Source organism: Muricoccus nepalensis (assembly GCF_006438825.1).
In the GTDB taxonomy this organism is placed as follows: Bacteria; Pseudomonadota; Alphaproteobacteria; order Acetobacterales; family Acetobacteraceae; genus Roseomonas; species Roseomonas nepalensis.
Genome location: NZ_RCZP01000010.1, coordinates 12,008 through 26,541, shown reverse-complemented (window position 1 = coordinate 26,541; position 14,534 = coordinate 12,008). Strand labels below are relative to the sequence as shown.

Genomic DNA, 14,534 nt, shown 5'->3' with positions numbered 1-14,534 from the left:
CGGAGCGGACCGTGGAGGTGAGCGTGAAGGGGTTGTTCCTTGCCGGCGCGGCGCTGGTCGTCGCCCTGCCACTCCATGCCCTTGGGCAGGGCGCATCGGTTCCCTATCCCGGTGATATGGCGCCCCACCAATGCGGTGTCGGCGCGACGCCCTTCATCATCCAGTTCAGATGGGGGGAAGACACCGCGGTCGAGATCAGGGGCGCGTTCGAGGTTATCGTCGATGTCTGGCGAACGGATGGTGCTGGTTTACTCCTGCGCGCTCGTGCCACTCGTTCGGAGATTGAGGCTCTGGGACTGCCCCTGCTCCGGCGCCGCCTGGATTCGGTCCGGCAAAAACTTTCGGAGGCCGGGATACCTCCTTACAAGATCTGGGAACAAACGGAGGTGCAGGCCGAATCGTCCCGCAATTTCGATGATCCGCTGTCCCGCATTATCGAGGTGAACTTCATCGGTCGCGGTACGCGTTGCCTGGAAGCCTTGAGGAAACAACGAGTGGACTGGATTTTCGGGAACTGCTTCTCGGCGAATCTGGCGGAAGACACCCGGAGCCGTTGCGGCCTTCAATTACAAGCCCTGAGGGAGGGTGGATGAAGGGCCCGGCGTCCGGCGCGGCGGGCCCCGCGGGATCAGGGGTCCCAGGCGCGTGGCGGCGCTGATCGTGCCGGGATGACAGGAGCTTCCGTGCGGCGGGGACGAGGGCAGCTCGGGGGCGCTTGGCCTCCTCGCGCTCGGCTATCCCGCCCCCGGCCGACGGGCGAGCGCGAGGCCAAGGCCGAGCGCGACCATGGCGGCCCCCGAGGCCTCGCGCGGGCGCCGGACGAGGCCGGGACGCGCCACGGCGGCGCCGCGGAGGCGCGCCGCGAAGAGGGCCACCACCATGTCGGCGAGGGTGTTCAGCAGCACCGAGAGGGTGCCGAGGAAGGCGAACCGGACCGCCACGCCGCCCGCGGCCGGGTCCGGGAACTGCGGCACGAAGGCGAGGAAGAAGGCCGCCGTCTTCGGGTTCAGCGCCTCGACCAGCACCCCCTCGCGAAAGGCGCGCCGCGCGCCGATCGGGGGAGCCGCGGCGCCGCCCTGGAGGGAGGCGAGGGCGTCGCGGCGGGCGGAGAGCAGCGTGCGCAGGCCGATCCACACGAGATAGGCCGCGCCGAGCAGTTTCAGCGCGGTGAAGAACTTCGCGCTGGCCAGCACGACCGCCGAGACCCCGAGGCTCGCCGCGAGGATAGGGACCAGGCGGCCGAGCCCCGTGCCGAGGCTGGAGGCGACCCCCTCCGCCCGGCTGCCGGCGAGCGTTCGCGCCACGACGTCGAAGATGCCGGGGCCGGGCGTCACCGCGAGAAGGGCGGCGGCGAGGAAGATGGCCGCCAGCCTAGCCCCTCCCTGGCTGCCCGTACGCCTCGGCGCCATAGTGACGGCGGTTCCGCCCCGGCCCAGCAGAAGCGACCCCATGCCCGAGTTCGAGAGCGCCCCCGGCATCACCCTCCACTACACGGTGGACGACTTCACCGACCCGTGGCGGGCGGCGTCCACCCTCGTGCTGCTGCACGGGCTGGCGGAGAGCGGGGAAGCCTTCCGCGCCTTCGTCCCCTACCTCGCCCGCACGCACCGCGTGGTGCGGCTCGACCACCGCGGCTACGGCCGCTCCCCGGCGCTTCCGGCGGACCACCCCTGGCGCTTCGACGCGCTGGTGGAGGACGTGGCCGCCCTGGTCCGGCACCTCGGCGTCCCCCGCGTGCGGCTGGCGGGCGGGAAGATCGGCGGGACGGTCGCGCTGGCCGCCGCGGCGCGGCACCCGGGGATGGTGGAGCGGCTGGCCGTGCTCGGCGGCCCCGCCTCCCTCACGGGCATGGCCGCCCGCACCCCCGCCTGGCGCGCCCAGATCGCGGCGGAGGGGGTGCGCGCCTGGGTGCGGGGCTCGAACGCGGGGCGGATGGGCTCGCGCATGACGCCGGGCCAGCTTCAATGGTGGGAGGACCTGATGGCGGGCACCGCCGCCTCCACCCTCGACGGCTTCCTGCGGATGGTGCCCTCGGTGGACGTGACGGCCGAGGTCGGGCGGATCGCGGCGCCGACCCTCGTGGTCACCACCACCGGCAGCGGCCTCGGCTCGGCGGAGGAGGTGCGGGCCTGGCAGGAGCGGATCCCGGATTCCCGCCTCGTCGTGCTCGAGAACGACTCCTACCACGTCGCCGCCTCCGACCCCGACGAGACGGCGGCGCTGCTGCGGGACTTCATGGCGCCATGAGCGCTTCCATCACCGGCGGCTGCCTCTGCGGCGCCGTCCGCTTCCGCCTCGACCACGCGCCGGTCGCCGCGCGCGCCTGCTGGTGCCGGGATTGCCAGTACCTCTCGGGCGGCAACGCCTCGGTCAGCGCGATCTTCCGCAAGGCCGGGCTCACCGTCACCGGGCGGCCGCGCCGCCACGAGGGGCGGGCGGACAGCGGCACCGCCATGCGCCGGCACTTCTGCGGCCGCTGCGGCACGCCGCTCTTCAGCGAGGCCTCGGACGCGCCGGACCACCTGGCGGTGCGGGCGGGCGCGCTGGACGACCCCGCCCTTGCCCGGCCCGGCAGCACCATCTGGACCGCCTCCGCCCCGCCCTGGGGGCTGGTGGACCCCGCCCTGCCGCGGCACGAGCGGCAGGTGGCGGCCGTGCCGGGCGCCCCCTGACCGGGGCGGCGCGTGCCCTTCACCCTTCCCCCGCCGCTCCAGCGCTGGATCGAGGCCACCGCGGCCGCCCTGCTGCACCCGCCGGGCGCGGCGCCCTTCGACTTCGCAACGCCGCCCGGCGAGGAGGCGCTCGTCCCGCCCTCCTCCCTCGCCTGGCGGGTCTTCAAGAACCCCGTCGTCCTCTTCACGGGCGGGGTGGCGGCGGTGATCCTGGAACTGGGCGAGCCCCGCGTGCGCACGGGGGTCTGGGAGCACTCCTCCTTCCGCACGGACCCGCTCGGCCGGCTGCAGCGGACGGGTCTGGCCGCGATGGTGACGGTCTACGGGCCGCGGCGCGCGGCCGAGCGCATGATCGCGGGCGTGGTGCGGGCCCACGGGGCCGTGGCCGGGCGGACGCCCGCCGGCGAGCCCTACCGCGCGAACGACCCGGCGCTGCTCGACTGGGTGCAGGCCACTGCCGCCTTCGGCTTCGCCACGGCCTACCACCGCTACGTCCGCCCCCTGGACGGGGAGGAGATGGACCGCCTCCTCGCCGAGGGGCGGCCGGCCGCGCGGCTCTACGGCGCTCTCGGCGCGCCGGAATCGCGGGCGGGGATGGAGGCGCTCTTCGCGGCGGTGCGGCCGCGGATGGAGCCCTCCCCCATCCTCGCGGAGTTCCTCGGCCTGATGCGCGCGACCCCGATCCTGCCGCGGCCGCTCCGCCCGCTGCAGCGCCTCCTCGTCCGCGCCGCCGTGGACCTGGTGCCGGCGGAGGACCGGCGGCGGCTGGGGATCCCGGCGCGGGAGGCGCTGCGGCCCTGGGAGCGGCCGCTGCTGCGGGCCCTCGGCGCCCTGGCCGACCGCCTCGTGCTCGCCTCCGGCCCGGCGGCCCGGTCCTGCCGGCGCCTCGGGCTGCCCGCGGACTTCCTCTACCGCGGCTGATGGATCGGGCCGGTCCCGCGGATGGGGCAGGGAAGGCCCGAGTCGAGCGAATTTACACCGGTCTCGTTTTTTCGACGGGCTGACCGGCAGGTCATTGATTTAGCAGATCATTACGGTGTGGATCGGTTTTTGCTGCCAGGGCCTGCCCCGATGGGTTGCATCGCGGGTCAAAGCAAAGGGAGCGTACCGTGAAGACCTTCAGGACCATCTGCCTGGCCGCCGTTGCGGCCCTGGCCCTCGGCGGGGGCGCGCAGGCCGCCGATATCTCCTTCTCCGGCAACCTCGCCGGCGCCAACGACGTCCTCAGCTTCAACTTCAACGTCGCCAGCACCTCGACCGTGACGCTGCGCAGCTACTCCTACGCCGGGGGCACCAACGCGGCCGGCACCGTCGTCACGCGGGGCGGCTTCGACCCCATCCTCGCGCTCTACGACGCCGGCGGCATCCGGATCGCGTCCCAGGACGACGGCTCGGGCGTTCCCGCCGACGCCGTGACCGGGGCCGGCTACGACGTCAACTTCAGCCAGTCCATCGCCGCCGGTATCTACACCGTCCTGCTGACCGCCTACTCCAACTTCTGCGGCACGACGCTCAGCGGCGGCTGCCAGGGGGGCGGCAGCTTCACCGACGCCACCGGCAACCCGCGCGACAGCCACTTCGCCTTCGACATCCTGAACGTCGCCACCGCGACGCAGACGGGCGGCGGCACCGGTTCGGGCGGCTCCACCCCGGTTCCCGAGCCGATGTCCCTGGCCCTCTTCGGCACGGGCCTGCTGGGCCTCGGCCTCATCCGCCGCCGCCGCGAGGCCGACGCCGGCTAGCACCGACCGCGACCGGGGCAGCCCGCCGGGCTGCCCCTCCACGGGGCGGCGGTCCCAAGGCCCGCGCGCACGAGGGGGTGATCCCGTCACCCGTTGCGTAGGCGGCACGGGGGACGCATCTCCGGACCGATCCCCGCCACGAACCGCACGGGAATGCCGCCCTGAACGCCCCCACGAACACCCTGCCCCCGGGGTCGAAGACCAATCCCCGCGCCCGCGCCGCGGCCCTCCTCGCGGCCGCGGCCCTCTCGGCCTGCACCGCGGCGCAGCCCGGCCTCGGCCCCGAGGCCAACCGCGTGCCGGTGGACGTCGGCACCGCGCCCTGGCGCTCGCTCGGCCTCGTGGAGACCGCGGCGGGGGGCCGCTGCACGGGCGCGCTGGTCAGCCCGGGCACGGTGCTCACCGCGGCCCACTGCCTCATCGACCCCCGCACCACCCGCGCGGTCGAGCCCGGCGCGGTGCGCTTCACCCTCGCCCTCTCCCCCCAGGGCGCGGCGGGGGAGGCGCGGGTGCGCGGGGTGATCATCGGCCCCGGCTTCTCCGTCGCCCCCGGCCCGCGGCCGGACCCGAAGGCGCCGCCCGATTCCGACTGGGCCGTGCTGATGCTCGACCACGCCGTGGCGGGCCCCGCCCTCGGCCTGTCGCTGGAGGCGGGCTACCTGCCGCCGGGAACCCCGCTCGCCTTCGGCGGCTACCAGGCTGACCGGGACCGCCAGATGGTCGCCGACACCGCCTGCGCCGTCTCCGCCTACGCGCGCGACGCCGGGGGGCGGGTCATGCTGCAGCACTCCTGCGCGGCGACGGTGGGCGCGAGCGGCGGGCCGCTCCTCGCCCGCCGGCCGGACGGCGGCTGGATCGTGGCCGGCGTCGGCTCGCTGGCGGAGGGGGGCGTGACCGGCGGCTGGGCGGTGCCGACCGCCTCCATCGCCCGCGTGGTGCTCGGCCCGCGGCCCTAGGGGGCGCCGCGGACCGCCCGCGGCCCTGGTCCCGCCGCGGCCGGGCGGCTCCGCCGGGCCCCTTTCCGGCCCGGCCGCGCGAAAGGCGTATCGCCGCGCCCGGCGCCGGTGTCTGCTCGCCCCGCGACGGGGGATGGGCGATGCGCGGCTCCCTGGGGGAGAAGATCGGCGAGGGCGCCTATTCCGACGTCCACGCCTGGGCGCCCGGCCGGGTCGTGAAGCTGTTCAGGCCCGGCTTCCCCCAGCGGCACAGCTGGTGGGAGGCGCGGATGACGGGCGCCGCCTTCGCCGCGGGCGCCCCGGCGCCGGCGGTCTTCGGGGAGGTGGACCTCGGCGGGCGCTTCGGCGTGGTGCTGCAGCGCCTGGACGGGCCGACGCTCCTGCAGCTCTCGCGCAGCGGCGCCCTGACGCCCGAGGCGACGGGCGCGATCCTCGCCGGCCTGGCCCGGTCGGTTCACGCGATCGCCCCGCCCGCCGACGTCCTGCCCCTGATCGAGACGACGCGCGGCGCCTTGCGGGACGCGGGCGGCGCGCTGGCGCCCCATGTGGCGACCGGCGTCCTCGGCCTGATCGAGCGCCTGCTGCCGGGGGACGGGCTTTGCCACGGCGACCTTCACCCCGGCAACGTGATCATGACGCCCGACGGGCCGCGGATCGTCGACTGGCAAGGGGCGACCCGGGGGCCGCCGGCCCTCGACCTCGCGTGCACCGAGGTTCTGCTCGCCGAGCTCGCCCCGGCCATGGTCGCCGATCCGGAGCGGCCGCGCGCCGTGAACGCGGCCTTCCAGGCCGACTACGCCCGGCGGGCCGGCCTGCCGCTCGCGACGCTGGTGGCCGCGATCGCGCCCTACCGGCCCATCGTCCTCGCCCGCGCCCTGCTCGGGCCGGCGGGGAGCCCGGCCCTGCGGGAACGGCTGGCCCGGCGGGTCGAAGCGGCCCTGCGCCCGGGGACCTGACCGGGTTCGCCCCTCGCCCTGCTCCGCCCTCCGCCGCCCGCCCGGCCGACGGCGCCGGCTAGGGCCCGCCGCCCGGCCAGCAGGGGGGCGAAACCCCCGGCGGCGGCACCGGGCGCGCCGCCGGCTCGCGCATCCAGGCCCCGAGCGCCGGCTCCGGCCAGGGCGCCACGTAGTGCGCCCATTCCGTGGAATCCGCGAAGACCGACTGCCGCGCGGCCTCGGGGAAGGAGCAGTGGGTGCTGGCCGGCCAGGGCCGGTGCGTCACCAGCAGGCTGCCCTCCATCGCCGAGCCCGCCGCCCCCAGCAGCGCGCAGGCAATGAGCGCGCCGCGGGCCAAGCGCCGCCGCCGGTCCGGCGCGGGGGCCAGCAGCGCCGCCCCGGCCACGACCGCCAGCACCGCCAGCGGCACCATCCCGCCGCGCGCCGTCATCTCGTTGCCCGGCCCGAAGACATAGGCCGGCAGGAGGCAGAGCAGGGCCACCGCGACGCCCAGCGCCCGGCTGCGGACGAGCATCGCCGCCGGCACCGCCCAGCAGAGCACCTCGACCACGAGGAAGAAGGCCCAGGTGGCCAGCGCCTTGCCCGGGGGGTGCAGCGCCAGCAGGAAGCCGTGCGGCACCGCGGCCGACCCTGCGACCAGATAGAGGCAGACCGGCAGGGCGAGGGCGACCGCGAGAAGGTTCGGCGCGGCGAGGAGGGACCCCCGCAGCGCCGCCCAGCCCTGGCGGAGCGCGGCGACGCCCGCGAGCAGCGCGGCGCCGGCCGCCGAGACCGGGCTCCAGAAGGCCGCCCCGGCCAGCAGCACGGCGACCCCGCGCAGGAAGGCCGGGTCCCGCCCGTGGCGCAGCAGCAGCAGCGCCGGCAGCCAGGCCGGCAGGGCGTGGTTGGGCACCCAGAGCACGGCGGTGACGTGGCCGGAGTACTGGAACAGCCGCGGCCACCACTCCCCGCCCCGCCCCCAGCTTCCGAGCACGCCCGCGCCCGCCGTGCCGTCGAGCCACATGTTCGGCAGGATATCGAGCCCCCCGAAGACCGCGAAGAGCCCGGCCATGACCGCGAAGGCCCCTCGCCGCCCCGGCGCGGCCGCGCGCGCGAGGTCGGCGAGGAGCGCCAGCACCAGCCCGAGGCCCAGCCCCGTCCAGGCCCAGAGCGCCGCCTCCGCTGCCCGCAGCCCCGCGAGGCGGCCGACCAGCCCGGCCGGCATGTAGTAGCCGAGCGGCGCGCGCAGCAGCCATGCGGTCCCGTCCTCGAGGTGGCGGTGCAGGACAGGCCAGGAGCCGGTGGAGAGGTCGTGCAGCACCGCGTCGCGGATCTGCCAGTCGGAGGGGCTGTAGACGAGGTGGTGCGCCCCGCTCGTCCCCGCCCAGGCGAGGCCGAGCGCGAGGAGGGCCAGCGACCGCCCCGCCGGCAGCGGCCAGCCGCCCCGCCACCCCGGCAGCCGCGCCAGCGCCAGCGCCCCGGCCGCGACGCCCGCCACCGCCACCCAGGCCGCCCCCCAGCCGCCGAGGAACACGAGCGCCGGCAGCAGCATGTAGGCCGTGGCCGCGAGCGAGAGCCGGTCCGGCGCGGCCCCGCCGAGCCGGGCGTCGAGGTCGGGGCGGGCGCCCGGCGCCCCGCCGGAGCACCCCGGGCCGGGGCCGGGCGGATGGCGCGCGGCGGCCGCCCCGGGCGGCCCGCCAGGATTGATCGAGGGCAAGCCTTCCATGCGCGGCCCTATCGCACGCGGCGCCCGGACGAGCCAACCACGCGCCCGGGCGGTCCGTCTCACGCGATCTTGTGGCCCTGGGCGGGCAAGGTCGTGCCGCACCGCGGGAGGAAGGCCTTCCCGCGTAACATAAGTTGTCTGAAACAATCCGCCGGCCCGATAAAGACAGCCCATGCGATCCGCGCGACGCTCCCGGCGCGACAGGCAGCTCCCCTGCCCGTCCCGCGGCACCCTCTTTTTGCCCTCTTTCCCGCCCGGCCCGACGGCCCCCGCCGGGCGCCCCGCTACCCTCGCGAAGTCGTCATCCGTCCGGCGGCCCGGTGCCACAGTTTTGCCAAGCGAAACCGCTCTTTTGGGATGAGCCCGGGGGCGAGCCACGACCTCTTTCGCGCGTGCTGCATCGCAGCGCAGCGCCCCGCGTTACCCCGTCACCCGACGGACCCATCGATCGACGGAACCGGGATCGTGCTCCCGCCGAAAGGCGGATGCGGGCTCGAGCCGGCAAGAGGAAGGAACAGACCCATTCCCGTGACCCAACCCGGCGCGCAAGCGCCTCTGCTCCTCTGCCTCTCCCACCTCCGCTGGGATTTCGTGTTCCAGCGCCCGCAGCACCTTCTCACCCGTGCCGCCCGGTCGTACCGCGTGATCTTCTTCGAGGAACCGAAGCGCCAGCCGCCGGCGCCCGACCTGCCGCGCCTGGACCGCCACCGCCTGCCCTCGGGCGTCGAGGTCGTGGTGCCCATCCTGCCGACCGGCATGGACGAGGCCGCGAGCGACGACGCGCAGCGCGCGATGCTTGACGGGTTGCTCGCCGGCCAGCGCCCGGACGTCGCCTGGTACTACACGCCGATGTCGCTCGGCTTCACGAGCCACCTGCAGCCGCTCGTCACCGTCTACGACTGCATGGACGAGCTCTCGGCCTTCCGCGGCGCCTCCCCGCAGCTCACGCTGCGCGAGCGCCGGCTGCTGCGCCAGGCGGACGTCGTCTTCACCGGCGGGCGCTCCCTCTACGAGGCGAAGCTCGGCCTGCACCCGCGCGTGCACCTCTTCACTTCCGGCGTCGATTCCGCCCACTTCGCCCAGGCCCGCACGCTGCGCGGCGCCGGCGCGCCCGAGCCCGCGGACCAGGCCGGCCTCCCGCACCCCCGCATCGGCTGGTTCGGCGTGGTGGACGAGCGCATGGACCTCGAGCTCCTCGACGCCGTCGCGGCGCGTCGCCCGGACTGGTCCTTCGTGATGATCGGGCCGGTGGTGAAGATCGATCCCGCGAGCTGCCCGAGGCGCCCGAACATCCACTGGCTCGGCGGCCGCAAGATGGACGAGCTTCCCGCCTATCTCGCGGGCTGGGACTGCGGCTTCATGAACTTCGCGCTCAACGAGAGCACGCGCTTCATCTCGCCGACGAAGACGCCCGAGTACCTCGCCGCCGGCGTGCCCGTCGTTTCCACGCCCATCAAGGACGTGGTGCGCTCCTGGGGCGCCGAGGGGCTGGTCGGCATCGCGACCGACGCCGACACGGCGGTCGCCGAGATCGAATCCGCCATGGCGCGGCCGCGGGAGGCCTGGCTTCCCCAGGCCGACCGCCTTCTCTCCCAGGGTTCCTGGGATTCCATCTGGTCCAGCATGCATGAGCTTCTCCGCCAGGCCGCGGCGACGAAGGTTGCGGGCGACGGATCTGTCAGCAGCCGCGCGGTCGCGAGTCCGAACCATGTTTGATTGGCTAGTTGTTGGCGCCGGCTTCGCCGGTGCGACCCTTGCGGAGCGCCTCGCCACCGTGCGCGGCGAGCGCGTCCTCGTCATCGACCGCCGCGACCACATCGCGGGCAACGCCTATGACGAGCAGGACGCCGCCGGCATCCTGATGCACCGCTACGGCCCGCACATCTTCCACACGAACTCCGACGCGGTGTTCGAGCACCTGTCGCGCTTCACCAAGTGGCGCGCCTACGAGCACCGCGTGCTCGCGAAGCTCGCCGACGGCAAGCTCGTGCCCATGCCGATCAACCGCACGACGGTGAACCGCATGAACGACCTCTCGCTGACGACGGAGGAGGAGGTCGAGGCCTTCTTCAACGAGCGCGCCGAGAAGGTGGACGAGATCCGCTCCTCCGAGGACGTCGTCGTCTCCCGCGTGGGGCGCCACCTCTACGAGACCTTCTTCCGCGGCTACACGCGGAAGCAGTGGGGCCTCGACCCGTCGGAGCTCGACAAGTCCGTCACCTCGCGCGTGCCGACGCGCGCGAACACGGACGACCGCTACTTCACCGACACGCACCAGTTCATGCCGCTCGACGGCTACACCGCCATGTTCAAGCGGATGCTGGACCACCCGAACATCACGGTGATCACCGGCACCGACTACAGCGCGATCAAGGGCAAGGTGCCCTACCGCCGCACGATCTGGACCGGCCCCGTGGACGAGTTCTTCGGCTTCGAGCACGGCAAGCTTCCCTACCGCAGCCTGACCTTCAAGCACGAGACGCTGGACCAGGAGTGGTACCAGCCCTGCGGCACCGTGAACTACCCGGGCGAGGAGGTGCCCTTCACGCGCATCTCCGAGTACAAGCACCTCACGGGCCAGGTGGCGGACAAGACCACGATCACCACCGAGTTCCCGGCCGCCGAGGGCGACCCCTACTACCCCGTGCCGCGCCCGGAGAACGCCGCGCTCTACAAGCGCTACGAGGCGATGGCGGACGCGACGCCGGACGTGTGGTTCGTGGGGCGGCTGGCCACCTACCGCTACTACAACATGGACCAGGTCGTGGCGCAGGCGCTGGCCACCTTCCGCCGCATCGAGGCGAGCGTGCCCGTCGGCGCCGCGGAGGACGCGCCCGTCCTGGCGGACCCCGCGCTGGCGCCCACGGGGGACTGACCGGGGCATGACGGATTCCGCCGACACCCGAGCCATGCCTCGGGCCCCGCTGCGCTCGCCGAGCTTCTCGCCGAGTTTCTTCATGGGCGGCTTCGAGTGCTCCACGCACCGCCGCAAGGACGGCAAGCGCCTCGACCTCATCGCCTCCACGCGCCACGACCTGCTGGCGCAGCAGGACTACGAGGCGCTGGCCGCGCACGGCATCCGGGGCGCCCGCGACGGGGCGCGCTGGCACCTGATCGAACGCGTGCCCGGCCAGTACGACTGGTCGCCGGTGCTGCCCCTCATCCGTGCCGCCAAGGCGGCCGGCGTGCGGGTGGCCTGGGATGTCTGCCACTACGGCCATCCCGACCATGTCAGCCCGATGGAGGAGGGCTTCGCCGAGGCGCTCGCGCGCTTCTGCGCCGCCTTCGCCCGCCTGCTGCTGGAGGAGGAGGGCGAGCCCCCTGTCCTCTGCCCGGTGAACGAGATCTCCTTCTGGTCCTGGGCCGCGGGGGATGTCGCCTACTTCCATCCCGGCCGCCGCAACTGGGGCAAGGCGCTGAAGGCGCGCCTCGTCGCCGCCTCCATCGCCGCCGGCCGCGCGGCGCGGGAGGCCGTGCCCGGCACGCGCCTCATCGCCGTCGACCCCGTCATCGAGGTCTTCGCCAAGACGCCGGAATCCGCGGCCTTCGCCGAGGAGCACCAGGAGTCCCAGTGGCACGCCTGGGAGGGCCTGCTCGGCCGCTGGCGCCCGGAGCTCGGCGGCACGCCCGACGGCTTCGACCTGATGGGCGTGAACTACTACTGGAACAACCAGTTCGAGCGCGAGGGCGACCGCGGGCAGACCGTCCCCATGGGCGATCCCCGCCACCGCCCCCTGCGCGACCTGCTGGTCGACGCCCACGCCCGCATCGGCCGCCCGATGATCCTCGCGGAGACGAGCATCGAGGGCAGCCCGCGCGCCGCTTGGCTCCGCTACGTCGGCGACGAGGTGCGGGCCGCCATGCGGGCGGGCGTGCCGATCGGCGGCATCTGCCTCTACCCCGTCCTCTCGCATCTCGGCTGGGACGACGACCGCTACTGCCCGAACGGCCTCTTCGAGATGCACCCGCACCGCGGCCGCCGCCCGGTGGACGCGCCGCTGGCGAAGGAGCTGGCCCGGCAGACGGCCCTCTTCGACGCCTTCCTGCGCGGTGAGGACGTGCCGGAGGACCCCGAGGCGGCCCCCGCCTTCAAGGCCGCCTGGGAGCACTCCGAGAGCGTCCGCCTCTCGGCCGGCGCCGAGGAGCAGCGCGTGCCCCACGAGGCCGGCGAGCACGGGGCTTAACGAAGCACGGGCCTAGCGAAGCACGGGACCTGACCCGGCCGGGGGGCGCGATCCCCCCGCCGGGCGCTACCCCGCCCGCGCGCCCGAGGCCTCGATCACCCGCGTCCAGGTCTCCCGCTCCCGTGCGAGGAAGGCCGCGAAGCCCTCCCCCGCCAGCGTCCCCGGCTCCGCACCGGTCGCGGCCAGCCGGGCGCGCAGCCCGGGATCGGCCAGCGCCTCCGTCACCAGCGCCTCGATCCGCGCGCGGAGCGGCGGGGGGAGGCCGGCGGGGCCGGCCAGGCCGAACCAAGCCTCTGCCTCGAAGCCCGGCAGGCCGGCTTCCGCCAGCGTCGGCACCTCCGGCAGCGCCGCCGCCCGGCGCGCGCCCGCGACCGCCAGCGCGCGGACGCGCCCCTCCCGGACCTGCGGCAGCACGGCCGGCAGGTTGTCGAACATCATCCCGATCTGCCCGCCCACGAGGTCCGTCATCGCCGGCGCCGCGCCGCGGTAGGGCACGTGGACGATGTCGATCCCGGCCATGCTGCGGAACAGCTCCCCCGCCAGGTGGTTCGTGCTGCCGTTCCCGGAGGAGCCGAAGGCGATGCGCCCGGGCTGGGCCTTCGCGAGCGCCACCAGCCCCGCCACGTCCCGCGCGGGCAGCTCCGGCCCCGCCATGAGCACGATGGGCACCGTCGCCACGAGCGCCAGCGGCACGAGGTCGCGCGCGGCGACGTAGGGCATGGAGGCGAAGAGGGCGTTGTTGATCGTCAGAGGCCCCGGCGCGGTCAGCAGCAGCGCCTGGCCGTCCGGCGGCGCCTTGGCGACCGAATCCGCCCCCACGTTCCCGCCCGCGCCCGAGCGGTTCTCGACGATCCAGGGCTGGCCCGTGCGCTCCCGCAGGACCTCGCCCAGCAGCCGCGCCACGATGTCGTTCGACCCGCCGGGCGGGTAGGGCACGACCACCCGCACCGGCCGCTCGGGCCAGGGGGCCTGGGCCCGCCCCGCTTGCGCCAGCCCGGTCGCGAAGGCGAGGCCGAGCGCGGCCCGTCCCACGGCGCGCCGTCCCGTCCCGCCCGGGCCCGCCGCGTCCCGGCCGGCGGGCCGCCAACCCAGGCCGTCCCGCTCCCGGCCATCCCGTCCCGGCGCCACGCCGCCCGCCCCGCCCGCCCGACCCGGCATTTCCCTCTCCCGCCCGTGTTCTCCCGGAAGAGTGCCGCCCGGCGCTTTCGCCGGGCAAGCCGCGAGGCGCGATTCGTTGCGCGGCCATGGAAGGCGCCGGCGGACGCGCCCACATGCGCCTCGATGCCTTCCCCCTTCCCGGCCCGCGCCCTCCCGCGCCGTGCGCTCCTCGCCCTGCCGCTTCTGTCCCCGGGGCTGGCGGCCTGCGCGCCCCAGGTCATCCCCGCCGGCCCGCCCACGGGCGAGGCGGCGCTGGCGGAGGACGCGCTGACGATGGAGGACGGGGCGCGCCTGCCGCTGCGCGCCTGGCAGCCCGCGGGACCGCCGCACGCGGTGCTGCTCTGCCTGCACGGCTTCAACGACAGCCGGAACTTCATGGCCGAGCCCGCCCGGGCGCTGAACGCGGCGGGCCTCGCGGTCTATGCCTACGACCAGCGGGGCTTCGGGGGCGCCCCCCACCGCGGGGTCTGGCCGGGCGCCGCGACGCTCGCGGCCGACGCCGCCGCCGCGATCCGGCTGCTCGCGGCCCGCCACCCCGGGGTGCCGCTGGTTGCCCTCGGCGAGAGCATGGGCGGCGCCGTCCTCCTCCTCGCGGCCACGGGGGAGCGGCCGCCGCCGGCCGCGGGCTACGTCCTCCTCGCCCCCGCGGTCTGGGGGCGGGTGACCATGCCGCGGATCATCACGGGACTGCTCGAGGTGCTCACCCACACCGTGCCGCGCGTCGCCGTCGCCTCGGGCGTGCCGGGCATCGTGCCCACCGACAACATGGAGGCCCTGCGCCGCATGGCGCGCGACCCGCTGACCATCCGCGAGACGCGGGTGGACACGACCTCGGGCCTGATCGACCTCATGGACGACGCGCTGGCGGCCGCGCCGCGCCTGGGGCCCGCGACGCCGCCCCTCCTCCTCGTCTACGGCGCGCGGGACCAGCTCGTCCCGCCCGTCGCCACCCGCGCGCTGCTGGACCGCATCCCCGCCGGGGCGCCGGCGCGCGTGGCCTATTACGCGGGCATCCACCACATGCCGCTGCGCGACCTCGGTGCGGGGGAGGTCATCGGGGACATCCTCGCCTGGATCGGCGACCCCGCGGCGCCGCTGCCCTCGGGGGCGGACCGGGCGGGGCTCGCTTGGCGCGCCGCGCCGTTGCCGGCCTGGTAGGGG

Annotated in this window: 14 protein-coding genes; 11 read left to right on the top strand and 3 right to left on the bottom strand. The window is 75.3% G+C overall.

The genetic code is table 11. The features are described from left to right. Positions 1-11: 11 nt before the first annotated feature. Positions 12-593 (top strand): hypothetical protein, encoded by a 582-nt coding sequence (locus EAH89_RS12425; protein ID WP_140883473.1) that lies wholly within the window; start codon positions 12-14, stop codon positions 591-593. A 141-nt stretch (positions 594-734) separates the two neighbouring features. Here the strand turns inward: EAH89_RS12425 and EAH89_RS12420 are convergent, their stop codons facing one another. Then, a complete protein-coding gene (locus EAH89_RS12420; RefSeq protein WP_140883471.1) occupies positions 735-1,409 on the bottom strand; it encodes a LysE family translocator in 675 nt (224 codons plus the stop codon). Between the two features lie 40 nt (positions 1,410-1,449). Between EAH89_RS12420 and EAH89_RS12415 the strand changes: the two genes are divergently transcribed. The 6 genes from EAH89_RS12415 (at position 1,450) to EAH89_RS12390 (ending at position 6,326) form a co-directional block, all read left to right on the top strand. Further along, a complete protein-coding gene (locus tag EAH89_RS12415) occupies positions 1,450-2,247 on the top strand; it encodes an alpha/beta fold hydrolase (protein WP_161993563.1) in 798 nt (265 codons plus the stop codon). Next, positions 2,244-2,672, top strand: coding sequence for a GFA family protein (locus EAH89_RS12410; RefSeq protein WP_140883467.1), 429 nt, complete (start codon positions 2,244-2,246; stop codon positions 2,670-2,672). The genes EAH89_RS12415 and EAH89_RS12410 overlap by 4 nt, the downstream gene beginning before the upstream one ends. Positions 2,673-2,684: 12 nt before the next feature. Continuing rightward, positions 2,685-3,593, top strand: a complete 909-nt coding sequence (locus tag EAH89_RS12405; protein WP_206667535.1) for an oxygenase MpaB family protein — start codon at positions 2,685-2,687, stop codon at positions 3,591-3,593. Positions 3,594-3,781: 188 nt separating this feature from the next. Next, positions 3,782-4,414, top strand: coding sequence for a DVUA0089 family protein (locus EAH89_RS12400; protein WP_140883465.1), 633 nt, complete (start codon positions 3,782-3,784; stop codon positions 4,412-4,414). Positions 4,415-4,710: 296 nt separating this feature from the next. After that, positions 4,711-5,370, top strand: a complete 660-nt coding sequence (locus EAH89_RS12395; RefSeq protein ID WP_161993562.1) for a trypsin-like serine peptidase — start codon at positions 4,711-4,713, stop codon at positions 5,368-5,370. Positions 5,371-5,510: 140 nt separating this feature from the next. Beyond that, the gene (locus EAH89_RS12390; protein ID WP_140883461.1) at positions 5,511-6,326 is read left to right on the top strand and encodes a phosphotransferase; all 816 of its coding nucleotides are present in this window, start codon (positions 5,511-5,513) and stop codon (positions 6,324-6,326) included. A gap of 58 nt (positions 6,327-6,384) precedes the next feature. Here the strand turns inward: EAH89_RS12390 and EAH89_RS12385 are convergent, their stop codons facing one another. Next, positions 6,385-8,031 (bottom strand): hypothetical protein, encoded by a 1,647-nt coding sequence (locus EAH89_RS12385; protein WP_140883459.1) that lies wholly within the window; start codon positions 8,029-8,031, stop codon positions 6,385-6,387. 528 nt (positions 8,032-8,559) lie between these two features. Here EAH89_RS12385 and EAH89_RS12380 point away from each other — a divergent pair. Genes EAH89_RS12380 through EAH89_RS12370 form a run of 3 tightly spaced genes read left to right on the top strand, consistent with a single transcriptional unit; the run spans position 8,560 to position 12,215 of the window. Next, complete coding sequence (locus EAH89_RS12380) at positions 8,560-9,747, top strand: glycosyltransferase (protein ID WP_206667534.1); 1,188 nt, start codon at positions 8,560-8,562, stop codon at positions 9,745-9,747. After that, positions 9,740-10,906, top strand: coding sequence for a UDP-galactopyranose mutase (gene glf, locus EAH89_RS12375; RefSeq protein WP_140883455.1), 1,167 nt, complete (start codon positions 9,740-9,742; stop codon positions 10,904-10,906). Before EAH89_RS12380 ends, glf begins: the two co-directional genes overlap by 8 nt. 7 nt (positions 10,907-10,913) lie before the next feature. Beyond that, entirely contained in the window at positions 10,914-12,215 is a 1,302-nt protein-coding gene (locus EAH89_RS12370) for a beta-glucosidase (RefSeq protein ID WP_194152326.1), read from the top strand. Between the two features lie 66 nt (positions 12,216-12,281). Here EAH89_RS12370 and EAH89_RS12365 read toward each other — a convergent pair whose 3' ends face one another. Next, positions 12,282-13,373: a Bug family tripartite tricarboxylate transporter substrate binding protein gene (locus tag EAH89_RS12365; protein WP_140883453.1), complete on the bottom strand. Its 1,092-nt coding sequence runs from the start codon at positions 13,371-13,373 to the stop codon at positions 12,282-12,284. Between the two features lie 123 nt (positions 13,374-13,496). Between EAH89_RS12365 and EAH89_RS12360 the strand changes: the two genes are divergently transcribed. Continuing rightward, positions 13,497-14,531, top strand: a complete 1,035-nt coding sequence (locus EAH89_RS12360; protein WP_140883451.1) for an alpha/beta fold hydrolase — start codon at positions 13,497-13,499, stop codon at positions 14,529-14,531. Positions 14,532-14,534 lie beyond the last annotated feature (3 nt).

What these genes read in the sequence shown, in the direction of transcription:
- EAH89_RS12420 (WP_140883471.1), bottom strand. Translation starts at nt 1,409, where the DNA reads ATGGCGCCGAGGCGTACGGGCAGCCAGGGAGGGGCTAGGCTGGCGGCC.
- EAH89_RS12415 (WP_161993563.1), top strand. Translation starts at nt 1,450, where the DNA reads ATGCCCGAGTTCGAGAGCGCCCCCGGCATCACCCTCCACTACACGGTG.
- EAH89_RS12410 (WP_140883467.1), top strand. Translation starts at nt 2,244, where the DNA reads ATGAGCGCTTCCATCACCGGCGGCTGCCTCTGCGGCGCCGTCCGCTTC.
- EAH89_RS12390 (WP_140883461.1), top strand. Translation starts at nt 5,511, where the DNA reads ATGCGCGGCTCCCTGGGGGAGAAGATCGGCGAGGGCGCCTATTCCGAC.
- EAH89_RS12385 (WP_140883459.1), bottom strand. Translation starts at nt 8,031, where the DNA reads ATGGAAGGCTTGCCCTCGATCAATCCTGGCGGGCCGCCCGGGGCGGCC.
- glf (WP_140883455.1), top strand. Translation starts at nt 9,740, where the DNA reads ATGTTTGATTGGCTAGTTGTTGGCGCCGGCTTCGCCGGTGCGACCCTT.
- EAH89_RS12370 (WP_194152326.1), top strand. Translation starts at nt 10,914, where the DNA reads ATGACGGATTCCGCCGACACCCGAGCCATGCCTCGGGCCCCGCTGCGC.
- EAH89_RS12365 (WP_140883453.1), bottom strand. Translation starts at nt 13,373, where the DNA reads ATGCCGGGTCGGGCGGGCGGGGCGGGCGGCGTGGCGCCGGGACGGGAT.
- EAH89_RS12360 (WP_140883451.1), top strand. Translation starts at nt 13,497, where the DNA reads ATGCCTTCCCCCTTCCCGGCCCGCGCCCTCCCGCGCCGTGCGCTCCTC.